Annotated in this window: 19 protein-coding genes and 1 pseudogene; 13 read left to right on the top strand and 7 right to left on the bottom strand. The window is 69.3% G+C overall.

Translation table 11 applies throughout. From position 1 onward, the window contains the following. The first annotated feature begins 89 nt into the window (after window positions 1-89). The 5 genes and pseudogenes from MKK50_RS01215 to MKK50_RS01195 all read left to right on the top strand — a co-directional run bounded on the left by MKK50_RS01215 (window position 90) and on the right by MKK50_RS01195 (window position 5,674). Window positions 90-749 carry a 3-oxoacid CoA-transferase subunit B gene (locus MKK50_RS01215; protein ID WP_499019806.1) on the top strand — a complete coding sequence of 220 codons (660 nt, stop codon included), beginning with the start codon at window positions 90-92 and terminating at the stop codon, window positions 747-749. 171 nt (window positions 750-920) lie between these two features. After that, window positions 921-1,328, top strand: a complete 408-nt coding sequence (locus MKK50_RS01210) for a hypothetical protein (protein ID WP_253371525.1) — start codon at window positions 921-923, stop codon at window positions 1,326-1,328. Between the two features lie 177 nt (window positions 1,329-1,505). Then, a complete protein-coding gene (locus MKK50_RS01205) occupies window positions 1,506-1,874 on the top strand; it encodes a hypothetical protein (RefSeq protein ID WP_499019805.1) in 369 nt (122 codons plus the stop codon). A gap of 39 nt (window positions 1,875-1,913) precedes the next feature. Next, window positions 1,914-3,283, top strand: a pseudogene (locus tag MKK50_RS01200) (PepSY-associated TM helix domain-containing protein). 60 nt (window positions 3,284-3,343) lie between these two features. Beyond that, on the top strand, window positions 3,344-5,674 hold the full coding sequence (locus MKK50_RS01195; protein ID WP_499019804.1) for a TonB-dependent receptor family protein: 2,331 nt from the start codon (window positions 3,344-3,346) through the stop codon (window positions 5,672-5,674). 68 nt (window positions 5,675-5,742) lie between these two features. On the opposite strand, the gene MKK50_RS01190 is transcribed toward MKK50_RS01195, so the two are convergent. After that, window positions 5,743-6,693: a DUF6925 family protein gene (locus MKK50_RS01190; RefSeq protein WP_499019803.1), complete on the bottom strand. Its 951-nt coding sequence runs from the start codon at window positions 6,691-6,693 to the stop codon at window positions 5,743-5,745. A 30-nt stretch (window positions 6,694-6,723) separates the two neighbouring features. Continuing rightward, complete coding sequence (guaA, locus tag MKK50_RS01185) at window positions 6,724-8,289, bottom strand: glutamine-hydrolyzing GMP synthase (protein WP_253371519.1); 1,566 nt, start codon at window positions 8,287-8,289, stop codon at window positions 6,724-6,726. A gap of 169 nt (window positions 8,290-8,458) precedes the next feature. On the opposite strand from guaA, the gene MKK50_RS01180 reads away from it, so the two are divergent. After that, window positions 8,459-8,686 (top strand): hypothetical protein, encoded by a 228-nt coding sequence (locus tag MKK50_RS01180; protein ID WP_056195039.1) that lies wholly within the window; start codon window positions 8,459-8,461, stop codon window positions 8,684-8,686. Between the two features lie 127 nt (window positions 8,687-8,813). On the opposite strand, the gene MKK50_RS01175 is transcribed toward MKK50_RS01180, so the two are convergent. From MKK50_RS01175 to MKK50_RS01165, 3 genes are all read right to left on the bottom strand, one after another. After that, the gene (locus tag MKK50_RS01175; protein WP_499019802.1) at window positions 8,814-9,425 is read right to left on the bottom strand and encodes a phosphatase PAP2 family protein; all 612 of its coding nucleotides are present in this window, start codon (window positions 9,423-9,425) and stop codon (window positions 8,814-8,816) included. A 110-nt stretch (window positions 9,426-9,535) separates the two neighbouring features. Next, window positions 9,536-10,564, bottom strand: a complete 1,029-nt coding sequence (locus MKK50_RS01170; RefSeq protein WP_499019800.1) for an alpha/beta hydrolase — start codon at window positions 10,562-10,564, stop codon at window positions 9,536-9,538. A gap of 134 nt (window positions 10,565-10,698) precedes the next feature. Next, the gene (locus MKK50_RS01165; protein ID WP_499019860.1) at window positions 10,699-12,048 is read right to left on the bottom strand and encodes an RsmB/NOP family class I SAM-dependent RNA methyltransferase; all 1,350 of its coding nucleotides are present in this window, start codon (window positions 12,046-12,048) and stop codon (window positions 10,699-10,701) included. 95 nt (window positions 12,049-12,143) lie between these two features. Between MKK50_RS01165 and MKK50_RS01160 the strand changes: the two genes are divergently transcribed. Further along, entirely contained in the window at window positions 12,144-12,332 is a 189-nt protein-coding gene (locus MKK50_RS01160; protein WP_253371513.1) for a hypothetical protein, read from the top strand. Between the two features lie 22 nt (window positions 12,333-12,354). On the opposite strand, the gene panE is transcribed toward MKK50_RS01160, so the two are convergent. After that, on the bottom strand, window positions 12,355-13,293 hold the full coding sequence (gene panE / locus MKK50_RS01155) for a 2-dehydropantoate 2-reductase (protein WP_499019799.1): 939 nt from the start codon (window positions 13,291-13,293) through the stop codon (window positions 12,355-12,357). A 205-nt stretch (window positions 13,294-13,498) separates the two neighbouring features. Here panE and MKK50_RS01150 point away from each other — a divergent pair, with 205 nt between their 5' ends. Beyond that, on the top strand, window positions 13,499-14,380 hold the full coding sequence (locus tag MKK50_RS01150; protein ID WP_499019796.1) for a hypothetical protein: 882 nt from the start codon (window positions 13,499-13,501) through the stop codon (window positions 14,378-14,380). A 218-nt stretch (window positions 14,381-14,598) separates the two neighbouring features. Then, window positions 14,599-15,444: a hypothetical protein gene (locus tag MKK50_RS01145; protein WP_499019794.1), complete on the top strand. Its 846-nt coding sequence runs from the start codon at window positions 14,599-14,601 to the stop codon at window positions 15,442-15,444. A 510-nt stretch (window positions 15,445-15,954) separates the two neighbouring features. On the opposite strand, the gene guaB is transcribed toward MKK50_RS01145, so the two are convergent. After that, window positions 15,955-17,448, bottom strand: a complete 1,494-nt coding sequence (guaB, locus tag MKK50_RS01140) for an IMP dehydrogenase (protein ID WP_499019792.1) — start codon at window positions 17,446-17,448, stop codon at window positions 15,955-15,957. A 264-nt stretch (window positions 17,449-17,712) separates the two neighbouring features. On the opposite strand from guaB, the gene MKK50_RS01135 reads away from it, so the two are divergent. From MKK50_RS01135 to MKK50_RS01120, 4 genes are all read left to right on the top strand, one after another. Beyond that, window positions 17,713-18,879: an FtsW/RodA/SpoVE family cell cycle protein gene (locus tag MKK50_RS01135; protein ID WP_253371503.1), complete on the top strand. Its 1,167-nt coding sequence runs from the start codon at window positions 17,713-17,715 to the stop codon at window positions 18,877-18,879. Then, entirely contained in the window at window positions 18,876-19,988 is a 1,113-nt protein-coding gene (gene murG, locus MKK50_RS01130) for an undecaprenyldiphospho-muramoylpentapeptide beta-N-acetylglucosaminyltransferase (RefSeq protein WP_253371501.1), read from the top strand. The genes MKK50_RS01135 and murG overlap by 4 nt, the downstream gene beginning before the upstream one ends. 140 nt (window positions 19,989-20,128) lie before the next feature. After that, on the top strand, window positions 20,129-21,535 hold the full coding sequence (gene murC / locus MKK50_RS01125; RefSeq protein ID WP_499019788.1) for a UDP-N-acetylmuramate--L-alanine ligase: 1,407 nt from the start codon (window positions 20,129-20,131) through the stop codon (window positions 21,533-21,535). A 3-nt stretch (window positions 21,536-21,538) separates the two neighbouring features. Next, on the top strand, window positions 21,539-22,131 hold a 593-nt coding region (locus MKK50_RS01120; RefSeq protein ID WP_499019786.1), incomplete at its 3' end, for an endonuclease domain-containing protein.

The raw sequence follows: 22,131 nt of genomic DNA, 5'->3' as shown, positions 1-22,131 counted from the left end.
GGCTATGAGCGCGACGGCGCGTCGCCGCCCCTGCGGCGGCTGGCGCATCGTCACCCCGAAAATGCGCCAACCGAGGGAACGTCAAGACAATGGCCTGGACCCGTGAGCAGATGGCGGAGCGTGCCGCCCGGGAGCTGGAAGACGGCTTCTACGTGAACCTCGGCATCGGCATTCCGACGCTGGTGTCGAACTACATCCCCGAGGGCATGTCGGTGCAGTTGCAGTCCGAGAACGGCATGCTCGGCATGGGGCCGTTCCCCTACGAGGGCGAGGAGGATCCCGACCTCATCAATGCCGGCAAGCAGACCATCACCGCGCTGCCGACCACGAGCTACTTCTCCTCGGCCGACTCGTTCGGAATGATCCGCGGCGGGCATATCGACCTGTCGATCCTCGGCGCGATGCAGGTGGCGCAGAACGGCGACCTCGCCAACTGGATGATCCCCGGCAAGATGGTGAAGGGGATGGGCGGGGCGATGGACCTCGTGGCCGGCGTCAAGAAGGTGGTCGTGGTGATGGAGCACGTCGCCAAGGGCAAGGACGGCTCGGAAGCACCCAAGCTCCTGAAGGCCTGCGACCTGCCGCTGACCGGCACGCAGGTGGTCGACATGGTCATCACCGATCTCGGCGTCTTCACCATCGACAAGAAGGGCGATGGCGGGATGACCCTGGTCGAACTCGCCGACGGTGTCACCGAGGACGAGATTCGCGCCAAGACCGAAGGGGACTTCGCCATCGCCCTGAACTGAGACGCGAGGGCCGACAGGGGAGGCGGCCCGTTTCGGGACGCCTTCCACGCCCCCCGGCCGGGCATGGCTAAGCAGGCATTAATCGGGATCGTCGAAAGCTTCGCATCGACCGGACGGCGCCGTGAGAGCGCGCCGGTCGGGGAGCTTTCCGCGATACGAAGGTACCTGTGTATGCGTAGCGTTCCGGGAACGGACAACGTCATTCCCTTCCGTCGGCCTGCGGCCGCGCGGCAGGGCGCCATCAACGCGGCATTCGGAGCGGGCGAGCCTCCCCGCAGCCGGTCGAGGAGCGACCAGCGCAACCTGATGGATGCGGTCTATGCCACGGGCAGCCTGCGGGTTCCGGCGGACGACCGCGAGACCAAGCTCATCGCCTCGCGCCTGCAGGTCTACGGCTTCCTGACGATCGAGGAGATGGGCGAGGACGGTGGCTTGCGCCGTCTGCGGCCGTCCGAGGCGATCCGCGCCCGTTCCGAGCGGCCCTGGCGCCTGTCGAAGGCGAGCTACGGCGCGAGCCTCGCCGTGACGATTCCGTCCGTCGATGACTTCCTGTTCGAGCCGGCCGGCATGCCAGCCTGATTCCAGCGTCGCGAGACGCGCGTCGTCCGCGCGTCCGCGTTGACCGGCCACGCCAGCACCGCCGCGAGCATCGTGCCGGATATCAGATCCGGCACGATGCTCGCGGCTCCTGTTTTGCATCATCTTTTTCCCAAAGCCGGTAGCCACCTTTCGGGATGATGCTCTAGAAGCGTGGCCATGCGCGAGCGCCCGCACCGATCCGTGCACGGCCGGGCGATCATCGGAGTGATCGCGCTCTACGCGCTTGTCCTCCAGGCTTTCCTCACGGTTCTCGCGCCCGCCCTGCCGCGCTTTGAGGGCGGCGTCCTCTGCGCGGAACATCTAACCGCCTCCGGCACGCCGGCCGACGAAGAGCAGGCCTGCGGTCATCACGCCTGCTGCACGCAGGTCCAGGCGGTCCATCTCCTGCCGCTAGCGCAAGCCGCCTCCACCCTCGCGGTCTGGCCGCCGCGCGCCGCCCCCGTGCCGTGGTACGCCGCGGGGACGATCCAAGCCCGCGCACCGCCCGACCAGGGCACCAGTCCCCGAGGTCCACCCACCGCCTGAGCCGATCGCCCCGATCCCTCAGACGCGGATTTCGAACCCATGCCTCCCACCCTGTCGGGCACCGCCGGCTTCACCGCCGCGCCGGCCCTGCGCGCTTGGCGCGATGCGGTCTACCGTGCCGTATGGCGCTGGCACTTCTATGCCGGCCTGCTCTGCCTGCCCTTCCTGATCCTGCTCTCGGCCACCGGTGCGCTCTACCTGTTCAAGGCCGAGATCAACGCGACCGTCTTCGCCCACCGCACGGTGGTCGCGCCCTCGGGCCGTGCCCCGCTCGGGCCCGACCGCTTGATCTTCAACGCCATGCAGGCGGTGCCGGACGGCAATCCGCTCTCCTACACCGAGCCCGCCAGCCCAGCCGCCTCGGCCCTCGTGACCCTGGCCGAGGGTGGGGCCAAGATTCTCGTCTACCTCGACCCATATACCGGCGACGTGCTCGATCGGGTCGCCGCGGATCGCGAGTTCTTCGGGATCGTGCGCGGCCTGCACAGCCCACCCTGTTCGGGACGGCGGCGAACGCCCTCATCGAGATCGTGGCCGGGTTCGCGATCATCCTCGTGGTGAGCGGCGCCTATCTCTGGTGGCCGCAAGGGCAGGGACGCGCCGTAAGCCTGCGCGAGACGCCGCGCCGCCGGGTCTGGTGGCGCGATCTTCACGCGGCCACCGGCCTGTTCGCCGGGGCGGGCCTGCTGTTTCTCGCGCTCACCGGTCTGCCCTGGTCGATCTGGTGGGGGCAGGAATTGCGGGCGTGGTCGAACCGGGCCGGGCTCGGCCAGCCGACCCAGCTCTGGACCGGCAAGGCCGTCTCCACCGTGCCGATGGGCGCGCGGCTGGACAGTGCCGGCTGGGCGCTCGAAGACGCGCCGATGCCGCGATCGGCCCCCTCCGGAGCACCGTCCCTCGGAATCGACCGCGCGGTCGAGACCTTTCGCGACATGGCTCTGCCCGTCGGCTTCGAACTGGCGCTGCCTTTGACGGAGACCGGCGTCTACGCCGCCTCCGCCTATCCGCGCGACGTCACGGGTCAGCGCATGGTCTCCCTGGACCGGTACAGCGGACAGCCGATCATCGATGTGCGCTTCGCCGATCTCGGTCCCGTAGCACGGGCGATCCAGTACGGCATCGGCATCCACAAGGGTGAGTTCTGGGGACGGGCGAACCAGTTCGCCATGCTCGCCTTCTGCCTCGGCACGATCCTGCTCTCGGTCACCGCCGCGGTGATGTGGTGGAAGCGACGCCCAGCCGGACGCCTCGGCACGCCACCCTGGCCGCGGGACAGGCGCGTCGTCGCCACCATCACCGTGCTGATGCTCGGCCTCGGCGCCCTGTTCCCGCTGACCGGCCTCGCGATCCTGACCCTGATCGGCCTCGACCTCGCCGTCCAAGGCCTGCGCCCCGCCGCGCGCACCTGACGCCCGCCCGTCGCGGGTCGCCGCGGCCCGCCCCGATCTCACAATGCTACGAGCCGTCCCATGCGTTCCCACCCCGCCGCGCGCCGTGCCGCCTGGCTCTTCGCCGCTGCGCCGCTCACCCTGTCGGGGGCGGCCCCAGCCCAGACCATCGGTGATGCCGTCACACTGGAGGAACTCGCCGTCACGGGCGAGGGTACGCCGCAGCGCCGAGCGGCGGCCGGGTCCGGTGCGCCGGGCTTCGGAGTCTCCGGCCCGCCGGGTGCCGCCCCCCTCGCCATCGAGCGTCCGGCCGGGCAGGTCGTCACCGCGGTCGGGCGCGAGGGGACGATCGCCAACCGCCCCGCCACCTCCATCGGCACGGTGCTGCTCGACAGCCCCGGCGTGACCCTGCGCCAGGGCAATGGCGGGCGCGACGTGGTGATCTCGATCCGTGGCAACAACGCCCGCGCCACCGGCGTCACCCGCAACATGGTGGTGCTGGAGGACGGCTTCCCCGTCACCCAGCCCGACGGCGCCTCGCGCTTCGATCTGGTCGATCCCCGCGCCTATTCGCGCATCGACGTGTTCCGCGGGCCGCAATCGGCGCTGTTCGGCAATTTCGCCACCGGCGGTGCGCTCGCCTTCCGCACCCGCACCGGCCGCGAGATCGACGGCTACGAGGTCGGCATCGATGCCGGGAGCTTCGGCTACCTCAGCCACTATTTCAGCGTCGGCGGCGTGAGCGGCCCGTTCGAGATCAGCCTGTTCGCCAGCGATGTGCGCGCCAACGGCTATCAGGACCATTCTTCCTACGACACCCAGACGATCAACCTGCTCGCGAGCTACACGCCGAGCCCCGACAACCGCTTCACCCTCAAGGTCATCAACAACGAGGTCACGGCCAACATCCCCGCCCGGGCCTCGCTCGACCAGTTCCGGATCAACCCGTACCAGCGCGGCTGCGACGCGGCGGCGACGGCGGCACCCGGCTGCACCACCTTCGGCCTCCTGGCGAACGGGGCCTTCGGCCCGCGGGTGCCGGTGACGGCGAGCGAGGGCGCGTTCCGCCGCAACGACCGGCGCACCATCGTCGCCGGGCGCTGGGAGCACGACATCGACGCGCAGACCGCGTGGCGGGTGCAGGTCGGCTTCGACGAGCGCAACTACAACCAGCCGTTCTACACGACCTCGGGACGCGGCAGCCTGCCGTCTTACTTCGTGCAGACCGACCTGACCCGCCGCGGCGAGCTGTTCGGCCTGCCGGCCGTCGGCAGCGTGGCGCTCGCCTACAGCGCGGTCGACATCGCGGCGTCCGTCTACAACCGTGCGCCCTATGGCGGCGCCCGCCTCGGCGCCCTGATCGGGTTGCAGGAGGCGCTGCAATCGAATCTCGGCGGCCGGGCCCGTCTCGAACTCGAACTCGCACCGCAATGGACGGCGGTGGCCGGCATCGGCGCGGAGGAATCGAGCATCGTCGGGCGCAACCGCACCTTCGCGACGACGGCTGCCGACACGCTATCGACTCTGGCGCAGGCCGACCGCCGCTTCCTCAACGTCGCGCCGGAACTCGCCCTGGTCTACCGGCCGGATCCGGATTGGGCCCTGCGCGGCCGGGTGGCCACCGGCTACGCGACGCCGTCCTTCTCGAGCATGTTCGTGAACGCCACCGGCCTGCCCGGCAACAACACCGAGCTGAAGACGCAGGAGAATCTCGGGTTCGATCTCGGCACCGACTTCATGCCCTTCGAAGGGATGCGGCTCAGCCTCACCGGCTTCTACGAGTTCTTCCACAATGAGTTCGTCACGCAGTCGCCGGGGGCGGGCCTGCTGAACTACACCTTCAACGCGCCGGCCTCCGAGCATCGCGGTATCGAGGTCGGGGTCGATTGGACCTTCGCTCCGGGCTGGCGCGGCGTGCTCGCCTACACCTTCGACGATCAGGTCTACACCGATTACGTCGAGCAGATCAGCGCCGGCGCGCTTACCACCCGCTTCGACCGGGCCGGCAACCGAATTCCCGGCGTGCCGGCGCATCAGCTCCTCGCACGGATCGGCTACGACGTGCCGGCCGGCGCCTTGGCCGGGCTCGGCGGCTTCGCCGAGGTGGTGGCGCAGGACGGCTACTTCATCGACAACGCCAATTTCCTGAAGGTGCCGGGCTTGGCGATCCTGAACCTCAACATCCACTACGCAGCGCTGCTGCCGAACAACTACGCCCGACGGATCGACCTGTACGGCGAACTCCGCAACGTCTTCGACACGACCTATGTCGGCTCGGCCAACCCGCTGGCGAACACGCTTAACGCGGCGACCGGCGCCCAGAACGGCCGCGCCGCCCTCGCCGGCACGACGGGCTCGATCTTCGCCGGGCCGCCGCGCACCTTCGTGGCGGGAATGAAGCTGTCGTTCTGAGGACGATCGTTTGCCCTGTGGCCTCGGCCGGCCCTCTCCGCGCATGGCGGAGAAGGCAGGCTCCGGCATCAAGCACGCTCGGCGGCGTCCTCGCCGCGGAGGAGACGAGCTTGCATCTCGGCAGCGCGGCGGGCCGATCGGGCGTGTCTCGGTGAGACGGCTTTCGACGGCGTCATCCCGCGCTTGACCGACAGGAGATCGGGATCGCCCCAGCGCTCCAGCAAGGCCTGGAAACCCGCGTGACGGGCAGGGTCGAAGGGAATACGGCGGCCCAACGCGTCCTTGTAGGAATGTGGCGGGTGCATTCCGCCGCAGGGCACGAAGCCGTCGGGGATCGGCGTCGTTGCCGCATGGGTGCGTCCGGCCCGCAGCAATTCGGGCAGAACATGCGTGTGCGGCCCCTCGGGACTCGTCTCGCCGGGGCCGGGGATCGGCGCATAGACTTCGATCCGGCCGATCCGCGTGCAGAAGATCCGGTGCGGGCTCATCACCACGAGGCGCGGGCCGACCGGGTTGCCGGGAGCGAAGACCGGCCGGCCGACGCCGGCACGTAGGCAGGCGACGGCCTCGGGGTCGCTCGTGCGCACGCAGGCATCGACCGCCAGCAGCCCGAGTCCCAGATCGAACAGGATCGCCGCCCGTTCCTCCGCGCGCGCCGCCTCCCTGTCGGGGCCGAGTTCGGTGACGACGCTCCGCCCGCTCATGGCGCACGCGGTTTCGGGCAGGCACAACGCCACGGCATGGTTGTAGCCGTCGGCGAAGCCGGTCTCGTAGGCAACAGGCCTGAGATCGGCGGCCGGCATCAGGGCGATGGCGCCGCGGGCGGTGGCGAGACCCATCCGCGCGTCGGAGAGCGGACACACCGGCTCGCCGGCATCGCGCATGAACTCGGCGATGGCACCGAAGCTGCCGAGGCTCCAGGCGACATCAGCGTCGGCCAGCGCGCCGCGCAGCAGCGCTTCGACGTCAGCGGCCTCTGCCCATGGTGTCAGGCGCGCACCCGGAAGACCGGACTCCATCGTGTGCGGGTCGATCGGGCGGATCCGGGATCACTCCCACTCGATCGTGCCGGGCGGCTTCGAGGTGATGTCGTAGGTCACCCGGTTGATGCCCTTCACCTCGTTGATGATCCGCGTGGCGACGCGGCCGAGGAAGGCCATGTCGAAGGGGTAGAAGTCAGCGGTCATGCCATCGACCGAAGTCACGGCGCGTAGCGCGCAGACGTGGTCGTAGGTACGCCCGTCGCCCATCACGCCCACCGTCTTCACCGGCAGGATCACCGCGAAGGCCTGCCAGATGGTGTCGTAGAGACCGGCCTGCCGGATCTCGTCGAGATAGATCGCGTCGGCCTTGCGCAGGGCTTCCAGCTTCTCGCGCGTAATCATCCCCGGGCAGCGAATGGCAAGGCCCGGTCCGGGGAAGGGGTGGCGGCCGACGAAGCTCTCGGGCAGGCCGAGTTCCTTGCCCAACAGGCGAACCTCGTCCTTGAACAGCTCCCGCAGGGGCTCCACCAGCTTCATGTTCATCCGCTCGGGCAGGCCGCCGACATTGTGGTGGCTCTTGATCGTCACGGAGGGACCGCCGGAGAAGGACACGCTCTCGATCACGTCCGGATAGAGCGTGCCTTGGGCAAGGAACGCGGCGCCGCCGATCTTGCCGGCCTCGGCCTCGAACACGTCGATGAACAGCCGGCCGATCGTTTTGCGCTTCACCTCGGGGTCATCGACGCCCTCGAGCGCGCCGATGAACAGATCCTGCGCCTGAACGTGGACGAGGGGGATGTTGTAGTGGTCGCGGAACAGGCGGACGACCTCGTCGCCCTCGCCGAGGCGCATCAGGCCGTGATCGACGAAGACGCAGGTGAGCTGATCGCCGATCGCCTCGTGGATCAGCACCGCCGCGACCGAGGAATCGACGCCGCCGGATAGGCCGCAGATCACCTTTTCCTTGCCGACCTGCTCGCGGATCTTGGCGATCGCCTCCTCGCGGTAGGTGCCCATGGTCCAGTCGCCGGAGCAGCCGGCGATGTCGCGCACGAAGTTGCGGATCAGCAGCGCGCCGTGGGGCGTGTGATGCACCTCCGGATGGAACTGGACGGCGTAGTAATGGCGACCTTCGTCCGCTACCGCGGCGAAGGGCGCGTTGCGCGACATCGCGATGGTGGCAAAGCCCTCCGGCAGCTTCGTCACCCGGTCGCCGTGGCTCATCCAGACCGGGTACTTCTCGCCCGCGTGCCACACGCCCCGGAACAGCGGCGAGTCCGACACGATCTCGACCTCGGCACGGCCGAATTCGGCATGGTGGCCGCCCTCGACCTCACCGCCGAGCTGGGCCGCCATGGTCTGCTGGCCGTAGCAGATGCCGAAGACCGGCACGCCGGATTCGAAAATCTTCTGCGGCGCGCGCGGCGACAGGTCCGTCGTGACCGACTCGGGGCCACCGGAGAGGATCACCCCCTTGGGCCGGTGCGCATCGAAGGCGGCCTCGGCCTTCGTGAACGGCACGATCTCGCAATAGACACCCTCCTCGCGGACGCGGCGGGCGATGAGCTGCGTCACCTGGGAGCCGAAATCGACGATCAGGATCTTGTCGTGGTGGGAGGTGTCGATGGTCATGCTGCCTCGGGCCTTCTGCGATACCGGTTAGACGAGGCTTTGGGGCGGCGCAACGCGCGCGGAGTCTGGAGGCATAGGCAGCAGTCCTCAGGTCGCTGCCGTTAATCTCACGTTCACGCTTTCGGGGCGACACGGCACGCCCCTCGAAACGGACAGGAGCCATCCGACCATGAGAGCAGCCCTCTTCGGAATCGCCGTCACGATCGCAGGTTTCGGCGCCGCCGCGCCGGCCCAGGCCCTCCCCCTTTCCGGCGCCGCTCCGCTGACGGACGGACTTTTCCAGCAGGCGCAGTACAGCCGGCGCGTCGTCCGCGGTCCGCGCTGCAAGACCGTTGTCACCAAGCGTCGTGGCCGGTTCGGCCGCGTGGTCATCACGCGCGAGCGCCGCTGCTTCTGATCACGGCGCCTCACTCAGAGCGACGAGCGGCCCCCGGAAACGGGGGCCGTTTTTGTTCGGCGTGCCCGCTATCGCGCGGAGCCGATCTTCGGGCGCCGTCCGCACCGGAAGGGAAGCCGCGGTCCCGTCAGCCGTGTCGCCGGGCTTCATCCGTGAAGGGGCGGTGGCTGACCGCTTCGGCTGCGATACCGATCACGGCGCCGGCCAGGACATCGGCGGGAAAATGCGCGCCGCGGACGACCTGTGTGGTCGCGATGGCGGCAGCGGCGCAGTAGACCGGGGCCGCGAGGCCGGGATAGGCACGCGCTACCGATCGAGCCACAGCAACGCTCAGAGCTGCGTGCCCAGAGGGGAAGGACTGCCAGGGGCCATCGCCGGTCCCAGGCCGACCGCGCGAATAGAGCCCCTCGTCCATGAACACGTTGGGACGGGTGCGGTGGACCGTCCGCTTGATCGTCGTCTTCACGAGGCTCGCCACAATGCCCGCCGTGAGCATGTTCTGTCCCGCACGCGCGAGACGGCGGTCGCGGGCGACCATGCCAAGGGCAAGAGCCGTGGCCGATAGAGCGAAAAGAGCCTGCCAACTGCCGATTTCGCTGGCCGATCCCATGGCTTGCACAGCCGGATGATCCTTCGCCCGCGCGAGCGAGACCCCGGATGCGACGTCGGCCTCCTCGATGCCCGCGGCCACTCGCGTGGCGCGGGCGTGGATCGAACGTCTCGGTGTATTCGCAAGCATGGCCCTAAACGCCCAGGACCGACAATCGTTCGCGGCACCGGACGCGTCTGGGAGCGGGCATCCGAGGCGCCGCCGACCGGTGTCCGTTCGGAAGCGGTCGCCGCCCGTCGCTACGACTTCAGCAGACCGTGTCCGCGCATCCAAGCCATGAACAGGGCGGGCCATGCCGCGGCGGGACTGCCCGGCACGCCGAGTCCGAAGCCGTGGCCGCCGCGCTCGAAAAGGTGCATCTCGGCGGGCACCTTCGCCGCCCGCAGAGCGGCATACATCAGGAGCGGATGGTCGGTCACCGCGATGCGGTCGTCGGAGGCCTGGACCATGAAGACCGGCGGCGTGCGCTCGTTGACCTGAACCTCCACCGAGTAGGCCCGCCGCCGCGCATCGGGCGGGTCGTCGCCGACGAGCACCCGACGGCTCGACATGGTCCGGTCGAACGGCGCGCGCATGGTGACGATCGGGTAGATCAAACCGGCGAAGGAGGGGCGGGCGCTGAGGCCGTCCGCCTCGTCGGTATCGTCGTAGAGATCCTGCTCGGCATCGGTCGCGGTCACGCCCATCAGGTGGCCGCCCGCGGAGAAGCCGAGCACGCCGATCCGGTCGGGGTCGAGGCCGTACTCCTCGGCCCGCCAGCGCACGAGGCGCATGGCCCGTTGCGCGTCCTGGCGCGGTGCGTCGGGGCCGTCGCGCCATTCCTCGCTCGGCAGTCGGTAGACCAGCACGAAGGCAGTGATGCCGGCGCGCGCCAGCCATTGCCCGACCGGCAGGCCCTCGTTGCCGATATCGATGCGCAGATAGCCGCCGCCCGCCGCGATCAGGATGCCGGCACCGTTCGGGCGCTGGGGGCGGATCACGAGAAGGCAGGGTCGCACCACGCCGGTGATGACGCCGGTCAGGGTCTCGTCGAACCGGTATTCCGAGCGGAACGGCCCGCCGCCGCCCGGAGGCAGGTCCGGCCATAGATCGATGATTTCGAGGTCGGAGCCGGGCGCGGATTTCGGTAGCGGCTGGACGACGTCGCCGGTCTGCGGACGCACCGGAAGACGCACGGCCGGGGGAACCTCCGCCCCCTGCGCCCGCGCCTCGGCTCCGGTCAGCACCGCAGCCGTCCCCGCGAGCAGGGCTCGCCGGTGCAACGTCATGGTCTCGGCCTCGCTGTCATCGAAACTCCCGCCGCAGCAATGCGCGGGAATCCCGTCCGTGGCGGCTGCCCCGGCCTGTCCCCCGCGCGGTTCCGGGGACAACGGGATCAGCGCGCAACCGATCCGGCCCCGGATCAGCTTTTACGTGTCATTGTCGCGACATAGAAACCATCGGTACCTGTGAGCGCCGGGCTCATCTGGATGCCGCGGGCCGTCTTGCGGACCCGCTCATCAAGACCGGGAACGGAGGTGAGATCGGTCGCCACCGGCCGGATCGCCCGGCTGCGCTGGAGCAATCCGTCCACGGCGGCGTCGTTCTCCTCCGGCAGGAGCGAGCAGGTGACGTAGACGAGGGTTCCACCGGGGCGCAGCAGACGGGCCGCCCGGTCGAGCACCTCGGCCTGCTCGGCGATCCGGCCAGCGAGGCTGCCCGGCCGCAGGCGCCACTTGGCGTCCGGGTTGCGGCGCCACGTGCCGGTGCCGGTGCAGGGGGCATCGACCAGAACCCGATCGACCGTGCCGTCGAGAGGCGCCAGCACGTCGGAGCGCGCCTTGCCGGTCCGCGGCGTGCGCACCTCGACCTGCGCTCCCGAGCGGCGCAGGCGCTCGTGTATCGGGGCGAGACGGCGCGGGTCGGCATCGGTGGCGATGATGTGGGCGGCGTTGCCGGTGATGGCGGCAAGCGCCAGCGACTTGCCGCCCCCGCCCGCGCAGAGATCGACGACGGTCTCGCCCGGCTTTGCCCCGGCGAGCAGGCTCGCGATCTGCGAACCCTCGTCCTGGATCTCGAATCCGCCTTCCAGGAAGAGCGGATCGACATGGAGCGCCGGGCCGCGCCCGTCCTCGCCGAGCGGGATGCGCAGGCCCAGCGCCGAGAGCGGCGTCATCTCGGGCGAGAGGTCAGCCAAAGCCGCGAAGGCCTCCTCGCGGCTCTGCTTCAGGGTGTTGGCGCGGATATCGAGTGGTGCCCGGCGGCCGAGCGCCCGCAGTTCGGGCAGCAGTGCATCGCCGAGCAGCGCGGTCAGCGAGGGCAGCACGAAGGCCGGCGCATCGCCCGCGACCTCGGGGGGCGCATCGGCGAGGCTTCCCTCCGTCAGCCGCTTGCGCTCGTCCTCGGTCAGGGGAGGGGGGGCGAAGCGCGCCCCGTCGAACAGCGAGGCGATGCTGGTCTCGGCGAGGCCGCGCTGGAGGCGCAGCATGCCGATCACGATGGCCCGACCGTTCTCCGCTCCCATGATCCAGGCGGCGGAGGCCCGGCGCCGCAACCCGTCATAGACGAGGCTCGCGATCGCCGCCCGGTCGCCCGAACCGGCGAAGCGGTGGGCAAGCCCCCAATCCTTGAGGGCGTCGGCGGCCGGGCGGCGGCGCTCGGCGATGTCGTCGAGGATCTCGATGGCGGCGGAGAGGCGGGCGGAGGGGGTCAGGATCGGCTCCGGAAACGTTTCGTTAAACTTGCCGTGGTGCGGCCACGCTTGGACCCGCAGCCCGACACGATAAGGCCGAGCTTCCGGCACTTTGGACGTTCAGAACGGCACGATGGCCCTGTCCGTCAAGGACAAGTGAGGAAAGGACCCTTGTAATGCCGTCCGTGAACCTGAGTTTGAAGCCTCTGATGTGCGCGGGCCTGCTCGCGCTCACGCTTGCCGCCTGCTCCACCGCGCCGGCTGCGCCCAGCCTCGACCCGGTGCCGCCGCCCGCCCGCCGGCCCGACGCCAAGACGCAGCTCGAATACGGCAACCCGCCCCCGCCGCCGCCCGGCCGCTACTGACGAACGGCGCGGGCGGGGCGGATCAGGCCGCCTCGCGGGTGCGCCGGTGCTCGTAGGCCTTGAGATGCGTCAGCACCCGGGCGAGCACCGGCGTCTCCACGCCCTTGGACTGCCCGCGCGCGATCAGGTCGCCGATGATCTGGTCGGCCTCGATGCGGGCGCCGCCCTCGATGTCACGCAGCATCGAGGCGGTCATCGCCGAACCTTCCGCCGTCAGCATCTTGCGGGCGCCGGCGAAGACCTTCTCGCGGGCGGCGTTTCCGTTGGCGGCAGCCACCGCCTGGCACTCGTCGTGCAGCGCTTCGATGAAGGCCCGGCCGCCGGGCGCCGCGACGATGTCGCCGAGCGCCGAGCGCATGAGGGTCGTCGATCCCGCGAGCGTCGCGAGGAAGACCCACTTCTCCCACATCTCCAGCAGGATCTTGTCGCTGGCCCGCGGCTGGAACCGCACGCCCTCCATCTGCGCCTCGATGCGTCCGATCCGCTCGGAGCGCGACCCGTCGCGTTCGCCGTAGGTGAGGGTGTGCAGATCGGTCATCTGCCGGATCTCGCCGTCACCCGTTAGCGTCGCGACGATGGCGCAGCTTCCCCCCAGCACCCGGTCGGCGCCGAACGCCTGATCGAGCACGTCGAGGTGACGTAAGCCGTTGAGAATCGGCAGCACCGCCGTGTCGGCTCCGATGGCGGGCGCCACGTCCGCGACCACCGAGTCGAGGTCATAGGCCTTGGCCGAGAGGAGGACGAGGTCGAACGACCCGGCCCCGGCGAGCGCGTCCGCCGTCACGGTCTTCGGCGCGTCGATCCGGATGTCGCCGACCGGGCTGCGGACCGAGAGGCCCCGCGCCGCCAGCTTTTCTGCGCGCGCCGGGCGCACCAGAAACGTCACGTCCCGCCCGGCTTCCACGAGCCGCGCCCCGAAATAGCCGCCCGTCGCGCCAGCTCCGACCACGAGAATCCGCATCGTCCTCCCTTTCCTGCTGATTCCTCACATAGGCCGAAGCGGCGCCGCCCGCACCCCGCCGGAGGTGGGATGCGGGAGCGATTTTCGAGACGGCGGCGTGCCGCGCGCCACGATGGAATCGTAACGTTCCGGCCGCTAAGCTTGAATCCACCAGACGGCCCCTGCATTCCGCACCGGCGATTGCTGGCTTCCGCGGATTTCACCCATGCGCACCCTTTCAACCCTCGCCGTTCTGGCGGCCGGACTACTTCCCGCCCTCGTCGCACAGCCCGTTTCGGCCGCGGAACGTCAGCCTTTCGAAGTCGTGAAGGGGTGGGAAGTCGAGCGGACGGTCGGCGATACCAGTGCTAATCCTTGCATCATGACCCATGCCTACGAGGACAAGGACGACAACAACGCTGCCAATGCGGTCGTCTTCGCTCTCCGGGGCTCCTCCGCCGCGCTTGTGCTGGTCTATCAGGGCTGGGACTTCGATAAGGAGGAATCGGTCAAGGTGCCGCTCTTCCTCGACAAGAAGCCGATCAAGGTGAAGACGACCTGGATCGGCGACGGGAAGACCCTGCGCACCCAGCTGCCCGACAGCGTCGTTCCCGATCTGCTCGCGGCCAAGACCGTGATCCTGCGCTTCGAGGACAGCGACGCGGATTTCCGGATCCCGGATTTCGCGGCGGGCTACGAGTCCCTGCGGCGCTGCGATGCCACGCCGGCCAAGTCCGCCGCGGTTGCCGCCCCAGCTGCCCCCGTCGAACCGCCTGCGCCGTCGCAGCAGCGAATCGCGGCCTACGTGATCGGGCTGTCGGTGCAGCGCGTGCTGAAGGACTGTGACGTCTCCACCACCGGCAAGCAGCGCGCCGGCGTGGAAGCCAGGATGGCCGCGCTCCAGCCCGAAATGGCACCGATCGAAGCGCAGGTGCGCAGCGAATTGAAGCGCAACGGCGAGTCCTGCCCGGCGGCTGACAGGCAGGCGGACTTCCAGGAGATCCTGCGGAAGTTCGTCGAGCTGAGCCCCGAAGACTTGGTCGCCGCCCTGGAGAAGCAGCCTGCTCCGGAAAAGAGCCCGAACGCCCCCGCCGATCCGAAGCTGTGAGGCCCTGCGACCTCGAATACGGTGCGGGGCTCAGAATGAGGGAGGGCCGAACCCGCTTCTCGGGAGAGGCTCTTCTTCACCCCTACCCATAAAACGCTGTGAGGGACGCCCGCTTCGAGGCTGGTTGCGCCGACGGGCTGCGGCTAGGCTTACTCGGCCGACTGGCCATCCTGCATTCCGCGGGCGGCGAGGGCCGGCCGTCCCCGCGGAGATGTCGCGTGCGCCTCTCACCCGTCACGGCAGCGATGCTGGCGACGCTCCTCGGCGGCCCGCTTGCCGCGGCGGACCGTACGCTGGTCGAGACCGTGCGCGGCTGGACGGTGGAGCGCCGTGGCGGTGAAACCAGCTCGTCCATCTGCCGGACGACCCACACCGAGACGAATGCACAGGGCGAACTCACCGGCCTCGTGATCGTCGCGATCGATCAGGGCGGGCTCACGCTCGCGGTCGCCGACCGGAACTGGGACTTCGCGGCCGGCGAGAGGTTCAGCGTGCCGCTTCTGCTCGACGGGAAGCCCGCCGGCGCGACGCTGATCTGGACCGGTGATGGCCAGATCCTACGCACGGCGCTTCCGGAGACGATCGTGCCGGCCCTGCTGGAAGCGCGGGCGCTGTCCCTGCGCTTCGCGGATGGCGACAGGGCGCTTATGGCTCCCGATCTCGCCGCCGCTCTCGCCGTTCTGCGACGCTGCGCGACCATCGCTCCGAACCGGCCGACGGTCGCGGCCGAACCACCGCTGCCGCCTCGCGCACGGATGGCCACCTATACGGTGGGACTCGCCCTGCAGGGGGTGCTGCGGACCTGCGACGTGACGGCGACCGATGCGCAACGCTCCGCCGTCGATACGAAGATGGCGGCACTCCAGCCCGAAATGGCGCCCTACGAGGCGGCGATGCGGGCGCAAGTCACGAAGTCCCGCGGCTTCACCTGCCCCACCGCCGACAAGGATGCGGAGTTTCAGGAGGCGCTGCGCCAGTTCATTACTTTAAGTCCGGACGAGTTCGCGACGGTGATCGACCAGCAAGCGGAAGCTCCCCCGGCCACCTCGGCCGTCAAACCGTAGCGTATTGTCGAAGCGATTTCGCGCGGTTCAAACCACGCCATCGAGCGTGTAGATCCGGTTGTGAGAAGCTTTTCTTGCACCGGCCGAACTCGCCGCTCGAATTTCGGAGCGCCGGCGGACCATCGCGTCCGATGCATTCTTCCCAAAAATTTCTCTTCGCGGCCACCTCGAGGCCCACGGAGACTTTTTAGGGTCGAGCTTGATCTAAATTAAACCGTCAAACACTGGATTGCCATACGCTTGTCTTCTTGCGGAGACTGACCATGCGGCGCATCCATTCTGCGTACCCGGCGGCAGCACAGGATCGCGCGGTCGCAGCCACGCTCTGCGTTCTGGTCTTCCTGGAATGTCTGACCCTGATCGCGAGCGTCATCTGGCTGTGAGCGTCTCTCACAAAACGCCCGATGCGCCGCCGTGCCCGGAACGGGGACGATCGGTGATCGGGCGTCTCTTGAGGCAATCTGAATCCGGCACCGCGAGATTCCCGAAAGGAACCTCGCGGCCCCGTCGTCAGGCGCGGCTCGGATAGTTCGGGCTTTCGCGGGTGATCGTCACGTCGTGGACGTGGCTCTCGCGCAAGCCCGCATTGGTGATGCGCACGAACTGCGCCCGCTCCTGGAACTCCGGCACCGTCGGGGCGCCGACATAGCCCATCGCAGCCCGCAGACCGCCGGCGAGCTGGTGCAGCACCGCCGCGACCGGGCCCTTGTAGGGCACCTGCCCCTCGATGCCCTCCGGCACGAGCTTGTGGGTGTCGTTGACCTCGGCTTGGAAGTAGCGGTCGGCCGAGCCGCGCGCCATCGCGCCGACCGAGCCCATGCCGCGGTAGCTCTTGTAGGAGCGGCCCTGGTAGAGGAACACCTCACCCGGCGCCTCGTCGGTGCCCGCCAGCAGCGAGCCCAGCATCGCCACCGAGGCACCCGCCGCGATCGCCTTGGCGAGATCACCCGAGAACTTGATGCCGCCGTCGGCGATCACCGGCACGTCGGCGCCATGCGCCGCCTCGACCGCCTCCATCAGCGCCGTGAGCTGCGGCACGCCGACACCGGCGACGATGCGGGTGGTGCAGATCGAGCCCGGTCCGATGCCGACCTTGATCGCGTCGGCGCCCGCATCGATCAGGGCGCGGGCGCCCTCGGCGGTGGCGACGTTGCCGGCGATGATCTGCACGGCGTTGGAGAGCTGCTTCACCCGCGCCACGCTGTCGAGCACCTTGCGGGAATGGCCATGGGCGGTGTCGACCACGACCACGTCGCAGCCCGCATCGATCAGGCGCTCGGCCCGCTCGAAGCCGGCATCGCCCGTGGTGGTCGCCGCCGCGACCCGCAGCCGGCCCTGCTCGTCCTTGACGGCGTTGGGGTAGGTGACCTGCTTCTCGATGTCCTTGACGGTGATGAGGCCGATGCAGCGGTAGTGGTCATCGACCACGAGCAGCTTCTCGATGCGGAATTGGTGCAGCAGGCGCTTGGCCTCGTCCTGCGTCACGCCCTCCCGCACGGTGATGAGCCGGTCGCGGGTCATCAGTTCGGCCACGGGCTGGCCGGCATTGGTCGCGAAGCGCACGTCGCGGTTCGTGAGGATGCCGACGAGCTTGCCGCGCGAGCCGTTGGGGCCGCGCTCGACCACCGGGATGCCGGAGATCCGGTTTTTCTTCATCACCTCGAACGCGTCGGCGAGCGTCTCGTCGGGGTGGATGGTGATCGGGTTGAGCACCATGCCCGACTCGTACTTCTTGACGAGGCGAACCTGCTCGGCCTGTTCGGCCGGCTCGAGATTGCGGTGGATGACGCCGAGGCCGCCGTTCTGGGCCATGGCGATGGCCATGGGCGCCTCGGTGACGGTGTCCATCGCCGAGGCGATGATCGGCATGTTCAGCCGGATCGTGCGGGTGAGGCGGCTGGCGATGTCGACATCGCCCGGCATCACCGAAGAGGCGGCGGGGCGCAGCAGCACGTCGTCGAAGGTCAGGCCCTCGATGATCGAGTCAGCGCTGATACGGGCCATGGAAACCAACTCCGAGAGACGAGTGTTGCGCCGGGCCGGAAGGGTCCGGCCAGCGGGATCGGGTTGGCAGGGGCCAGTATCATGGGCGCCCGGCGCACGCAAAGCCGGCGCGTCCTTAGGCGGTGCATGGCTGACCGGCAATCCGCAACGCCCGGCAAATCTCGTCGCGGACGGCAAGACACCGTTAACCCTTACGTTCCACCATCCGGGCTGGCCGTCCGCGTCTCTTCGCGGGACCGGCCGGCTGGAGACGAGCCCCTCGCCATGATGTCGCGCGCCGAACGCAGCCCCCTCGCGGATTGGTGGTGGACGGTCGATCGCGGCCTGCTTGCGGGCCTCGGCTGCCTGATGGTGGCCGGCCTCGTCTTCCTGATGGGCGGCGGCCCGCCGGTGGCCGAGCGCATCGGCCTGCCGACCTTCTACTTCCTTAACCGGCAGGCGATGTATCTCGCCCCCACCATCCTGCTCATCATCGCCGTGTCGTTCCTGTCGGTGCGCCACATCCGGCGCTTCGCCCTGGTGACGTGGCTGCTCGGCGTGGTGCTGTGCGTCGCGGCCGGCAAGTTCGGCCCCGAGATCAAGGGCGCGCATCGCTGGATCCAGTTCGGCTCCTTCGGCCTCCAGCCCTCCGAATTCGTGAAGCCCGCCTTCGTGGTCGTCACCGCCTGGGCCTTCTCGGAGGGCGCCAACCGCCGCGACATGCCCGGCGTTATCTTCGCGTTCCTGCTGCTGCCGATGACCATCGTGCCGCTGATCCTTCAGCCCGATTTCGGCCAGACCATGCTGATCACGATGGTGTGGTGCACGCTGTTCTTCGTCGCCGGGCTGCACTGGTTCTGGGTGGCGGGCCTCGGCTTTGCCGGCATGATCGGCGTGTTCACCGCCTACACCTTCCTCCATCACGTCCGCGAACGCATCAACCGCTTCATGGACCCGGAATCCGGCGACAGCTTCCAAGAGGTCTGGTCGCGCGAATCGTTCAATTCCGGCGGTTGGTTCGGCACCGGTCCCGGCGAGGGCGTGGCCAAGCGCCACCTGCCCGACGCGCATACCGACTTCATCTTTTCGGTCACCGGCGAGGAATTCGGCGTACTGGTCTGCCTCGGCCTCGTCGCACTGTTCGCCTACATCGTCATCCGCGGGCTGAAGCTCGCGCGCCGCACCGACGACACCTTCACGAGGCTCGCCATCACCGGTCTGACCACGCTCTTCGGCCTCCAGGCCTGCATCAACATGGCGGTGAACACGCAGCTCATGCCGGCCAAGGGCATGACCCTGCCGTTCGTGTCCTATGGTGGCTCCTCGCTGATCTCGCTGGCGCTCGGCATGGGCTTCCTCGTGGCGCTCACCCGCAAGCGCCCCCGCACCACGGCGGTCAACCAGCGTCCGCCCGGCACCATGCCGTCGGCCGTTCCGGGACTGATGCAGTGACCGTCTTCACGCCGCTTGTCCTCGTTTGTGCCGGTGGAACCGGTGGCCACCTGTTCCCGGCCCAGAGCCTCGCCTACGCCCTGAAGGATCGTGGGATTCGCGTCGCACTCGCCACCGATGCTCGCGTCGATTCGATCGCGGGCGATTTCCCGGCGGAAGAGATCGTCACCATCGCCTCGGCCACGCCCTCGGGCCGCTCGGTGCTGCGCCGGGCCGGTGCCGTGGTCACGCTCGGCCGGGGCTTCGGTCAGGCGGCCCGCGCCGTGCGGCGGCTCAATCCGGCGGCGGTCGTCGGCTTCGGCGGCTACCCGACCGTGCCGCCGATGCTAGCGGCGCAGTTGCTGCGGGTGCCGACCATCCTGCACGAGCAGAACGCGGTGATGGGTCGGGCCAACGGCTTCCTCGCCAAGGGCGCGCGGGTCATCGCCACCGGTTTCAAGGAGGTGCGCGGGGTCCCCGAGAAGGCGACGGCGCGCCGCGTCCATACCGGCAACCCGATCCGCCCGGCGGTGTTGGCCGTCGCCGAGACTCCCTATCCGGGCCTCGATGAAGGCTCTCCCCTGCGCCTCCTCGTGTTCGGCGGCAGCCAGGGCGCCCGCGTGATGAGCGAGGTCGTCCCGGCGGCAATCGAAAAGTTGCCGCAGGACCTTCGCGCCCGGCTCCACCTCGTGCAGCAGGCCCGGCCCGAGGATCTGACCGCGACGCAGAACCGCTACCTCGCCATGGGGCTCGGCGGCATCGAGGCGGCGCCGTTCTTCAAGGATCTGCCCGGCCGCATGGCCGCCGCCCATCTCGTGGTGGCCCGCTCCGGCGCCTCGACGGTCTCCGAACTCGCCGCCATCGGCCGGCCCGCCATCCTCGTGCCGCTGCCCGGCGCGCTGGATCAGGATCAGGCGGCCAATGCCGCGACGCTGGCCCAGATCGGCGCCGCGCTCTCGATTCCGCAGACCGCCTTCACCCCCGACAGGCTCGCCGCCGAGCTGGTGGACCTGTTCGAGGCGCCGCGGAAATTGACCCAGGCCGCCGCTGCGGCCAAAACCGCCCGCATCCTCGACGCGGCCGACCGCCTCGCCGCACTCGTCGCCGAGACGGCCGCGGCCGCAACTTGAAATCTGCGGCCAGCCCAAGAGGCTTGCCGCGTCCGGCGGACGACCGCCGCCCCGCTGTTGCGGGGGCGAACTGCGATGATCGCAGTTCGAAACGTGATGACCGGGGCCCCCTGGCGCCCTGAGCCCAGAAGGTTCGTGACATGAAGCTGCCCGAAAAGCTCGGCCCCATCCACTTCATCGGCATCGGCGGCATCGGCATGTCCGGCATCGCCGAGGTCATGGCCAATCTCGGCTACACGGTGCAGGGCTCGGACGCGAACGACAACGCCAACGTCCGGCGGCTCTCCGAGAACGGCATCCGCACCTTCGTCGGCCACCGGGCCGAGAACGTCGAGAACGCAGCCCTCGTCGTGGTCTCCACCGCGATCCGCCGCGACAACCCGGAGCTGATCGAGGCCCGCGAGCGCCGCCTGCCGGTGGTGCGCCGCGCCGAGATGCTGGCCGAGCTGATGCGCTTCAAGTCCTGCGTCGCGGTGGCCGGCACCCACGGCAAGACCACGACGACCTCGCTGGTCGCCACCCTGCTCGACGCCGGCAACCTCGACCCCACCGTCATCAACGGCGGCATCATCAACGCCTACGGCACCAATGCCCGCATGGGAGCCGGCGACTGGATGGTGGTGGAGGCCGACGAATCCGACGGCACCTTCCTCAAGCTGCCGGCCGATGTCGCCATCGTCACCAACATCGACCCCGAGCATCTGGACCATTTCGGCTCGTTCGAGGCGATCAAGGACGCGTTCCGGCGCTTCATCGACAACATCCCGTTCTACGGCTTTGCGGTGATGTGCATCGATCACCCGATCGTGCAGGATCTGGTCGGGCATATCGAGGACCGGCGCATCATCACCTACGGCGAGAACCCGCAGGCCGATGTGCGCCTCATCGACATCGACCTGAAGGGCGGCCAGAGCCGCTTCCGGGTCATGATCCGCGACCGCCGCCCCGGCTTCCGCATGGAGATCGAGGATCTCGTCCTGCCGATGCCCGGCCGTCACAACGCACTCAACGCCACCGCGGCGCTGGCGGTGGCCCACGAACTCGGGGTGCCGGCGGACGCGATCCGCAAGGCGCTGGCCGGCTTCGGCGGTGTCAAGCGCCGCTTCACCCGCACGGGCGAGTGGAACGGCGCGACGATCTTCGACGATTACGGCCACCACCCGGTCGAGATCCAGGCTGTGCTGCGCGCGGCCCGCGCCTCGACCGACGGCCGGGTCATCGCCATCGTGCAGCCCCACCGCTACACCCGGCTTCAGTCGCTGTTCGAGGATTTCTGCACCTGCTTCAACGACGCCGACACGGTGATCGTCGCCCCCGTCTACGCGGCGGGCGAGGCACCGATCGAGGGCATCGACCGCGACTCGCTGATCGCCGGCCTGAAGGCCCGCGGCCACCGCGACGCCGTCGCCCTCGAGCGCCCGGAGGATCTGGCCCGGCTCGTGGCCGGCCGCGCCGGCGCCAACGACTACGTGGTGTGCCTCGGCGCCGGCACGATCACCCAGTGGGCCTATGCGCTGCCGGGCGAGCTGGCGGCGCTGCAGGGGTGAGATGTGCGCTCCGCGGACGACGAGCGGAGACAGTTTCGCAAACGGCTTCGGCATGACCAGACCGAGGCCGAGCGCCGTCTCTGGCTTCGTCTCCGCGACCGTCGTCTCGCCGGGTTCAAGTTCGTCCGGCAAGAGAGCATCGGCCGTTATGTGGCGGATTTCTGCTGCCGTGAGGCGAGGCTGATTGTCGAGTTGGACGGTAGCCAGCACGCGGACTGCGCCTATGACGCCGAGCGGGATGCGTGGCTGGTCGCGCGTGGCTACCGCGTTCTCCGTTTTTGGAACGCGGAGGTTTCGAACAACGTCATCGGCGTATTAGACACAATCCTTGCCGCGCTTCCTCCCTCTCCCCGCACGCGGGGAGAAGGTCGCGACGACCCTGTCGTCGGCGCGACGAGCCCGCAGGGCGACGGTGAGGGGGCCTCGACGCGCGAGCCTCCTTCGGATCCGCCCCCTCACCCCCGGCTGCCGCCTCGCTTCGGCGACGACGAGGTCGCCGAAGCCCTCTCCCCGCGTGCGGGGAGAGGGGGGAGACTCTGGATGACCGCCTTTCCCGATCTGATCGACAAGATCCGCGCCGCCGCGCCCGACCTCCG

The organism is Methylobacterium sp. J-043, from assembly GCF_022829505.1.
Classification (GTDB): Bacteria; Pseudomonadota; Alphaproteobacteria; order Rhizobiales; family Beijerinckiaceae; genus Methylobacterium; species Methylobacterium extorquens_A.
The sequence above is the reverse complement of the archived record's forward strand: the minus strand, read 5'-3'. Positions and strand labels throughout refer to the sequence as shown.

Coding starts and splice junctions, on each gene's coding strand:
- MKK50_RS01170 (WP_499019800.1), bottom strand. CDS start 10,564: ATGACGTTGCACCGGCGAGCCCTGCTCGCGGGGACGGCTGCGGTGCTG.
- MKK50_RS01175 (WP_499019802.1), bottom strand. CDS start 9,425: ATGCTTGCGAATACACCGAGACGTTCGATCCACGCCCGCGCCACGCGA.
- MKK50_RS01180 (WP_056195039.1), top strand. CDS start 8,459: ATGAGAGCAGCCCTCTTCGGAATCGCCGTCACGATCGCAGGTTTCGGC.
- murC (WP_499019788.1), top strand. CDS start 20,129: ATGAAGCTGCCCGAAAAGCTCGGCCCCATCCACTTCATCGGCATCGGC.
- MKK50_RS01205 (WP_499019805.1), top strand. CDS start 1,506: ATGCGCGAGCGCCCGCACCGATCCGTGCACGGCCGGGCGATCATCGGA.
- guaB (WP_499019792.1), bottom strand. CDS start 17,448: ATGGCCCGTATCAGCGCTGACTCGATCATCGAGGGCCTGACCTTCGAC.
- panE (WP_499019799.1), bottom strand. CDS start 13,293: ATGCGGATTCTCGTGGTCGGAGCTGGCGCGACGGGCGGCTATTTCGGG.
- guaA (WP_253371519.1), bottom strand. CDS start 8,289: ATGACCATCGACACCTCCCACCACGACAAGATCCTGATCGTCGATTTC.
- MKK50_RS01195 (WP_499019804.1), top strand. CDS start 3,344: ATGCGTTCCCACCCCGCCGCGCGCCGTGCCGCCTGGCTCTTCGCCGCT.
- MKK50_RS01135 (WP_253371503.1), top strand. CDS start 17,713: ATGATGTCGCGCGCCGAACGCAGCCCCCTCGCGGATTGGTGGTGGACG.
- MKK50_RS01190 (WP_499019803.1), bottom strand. CDS start 6,693: ATGGAGTCCGGTCTTCCGGGTGCGCGCCTGACACCATGGGCAGAGGCC.
- MKK50_RS01215 (WP_499019806.1), top strand. CDS start 90: ATGGCCTGGACCCGTGAGCAGATGGCGGAGCGTGCCGCCCGGGAGCTG.
- MKK50_RS01150 (WP_499019796.1), top strand. CDS start 13,499: ATGCGCACCCTTTCAACCCTCGCCGTTCTGGCGGCCGGACTACTTCCC.
- MKK50_RS01210 (WP_253371525.1), top strand. CDS start 921: ATGCGTAGCGTTCCGGGAACGGACAACGTCATTCCCTTCCGTCGGCCT.
- MKK50_RS01160 (WP_253371513.1), top strand. CDS start 12,144: ATGCCGTCCGTGAACCTGAGTTTGAAGCCTCTGATGTGCGCGGGCCTG.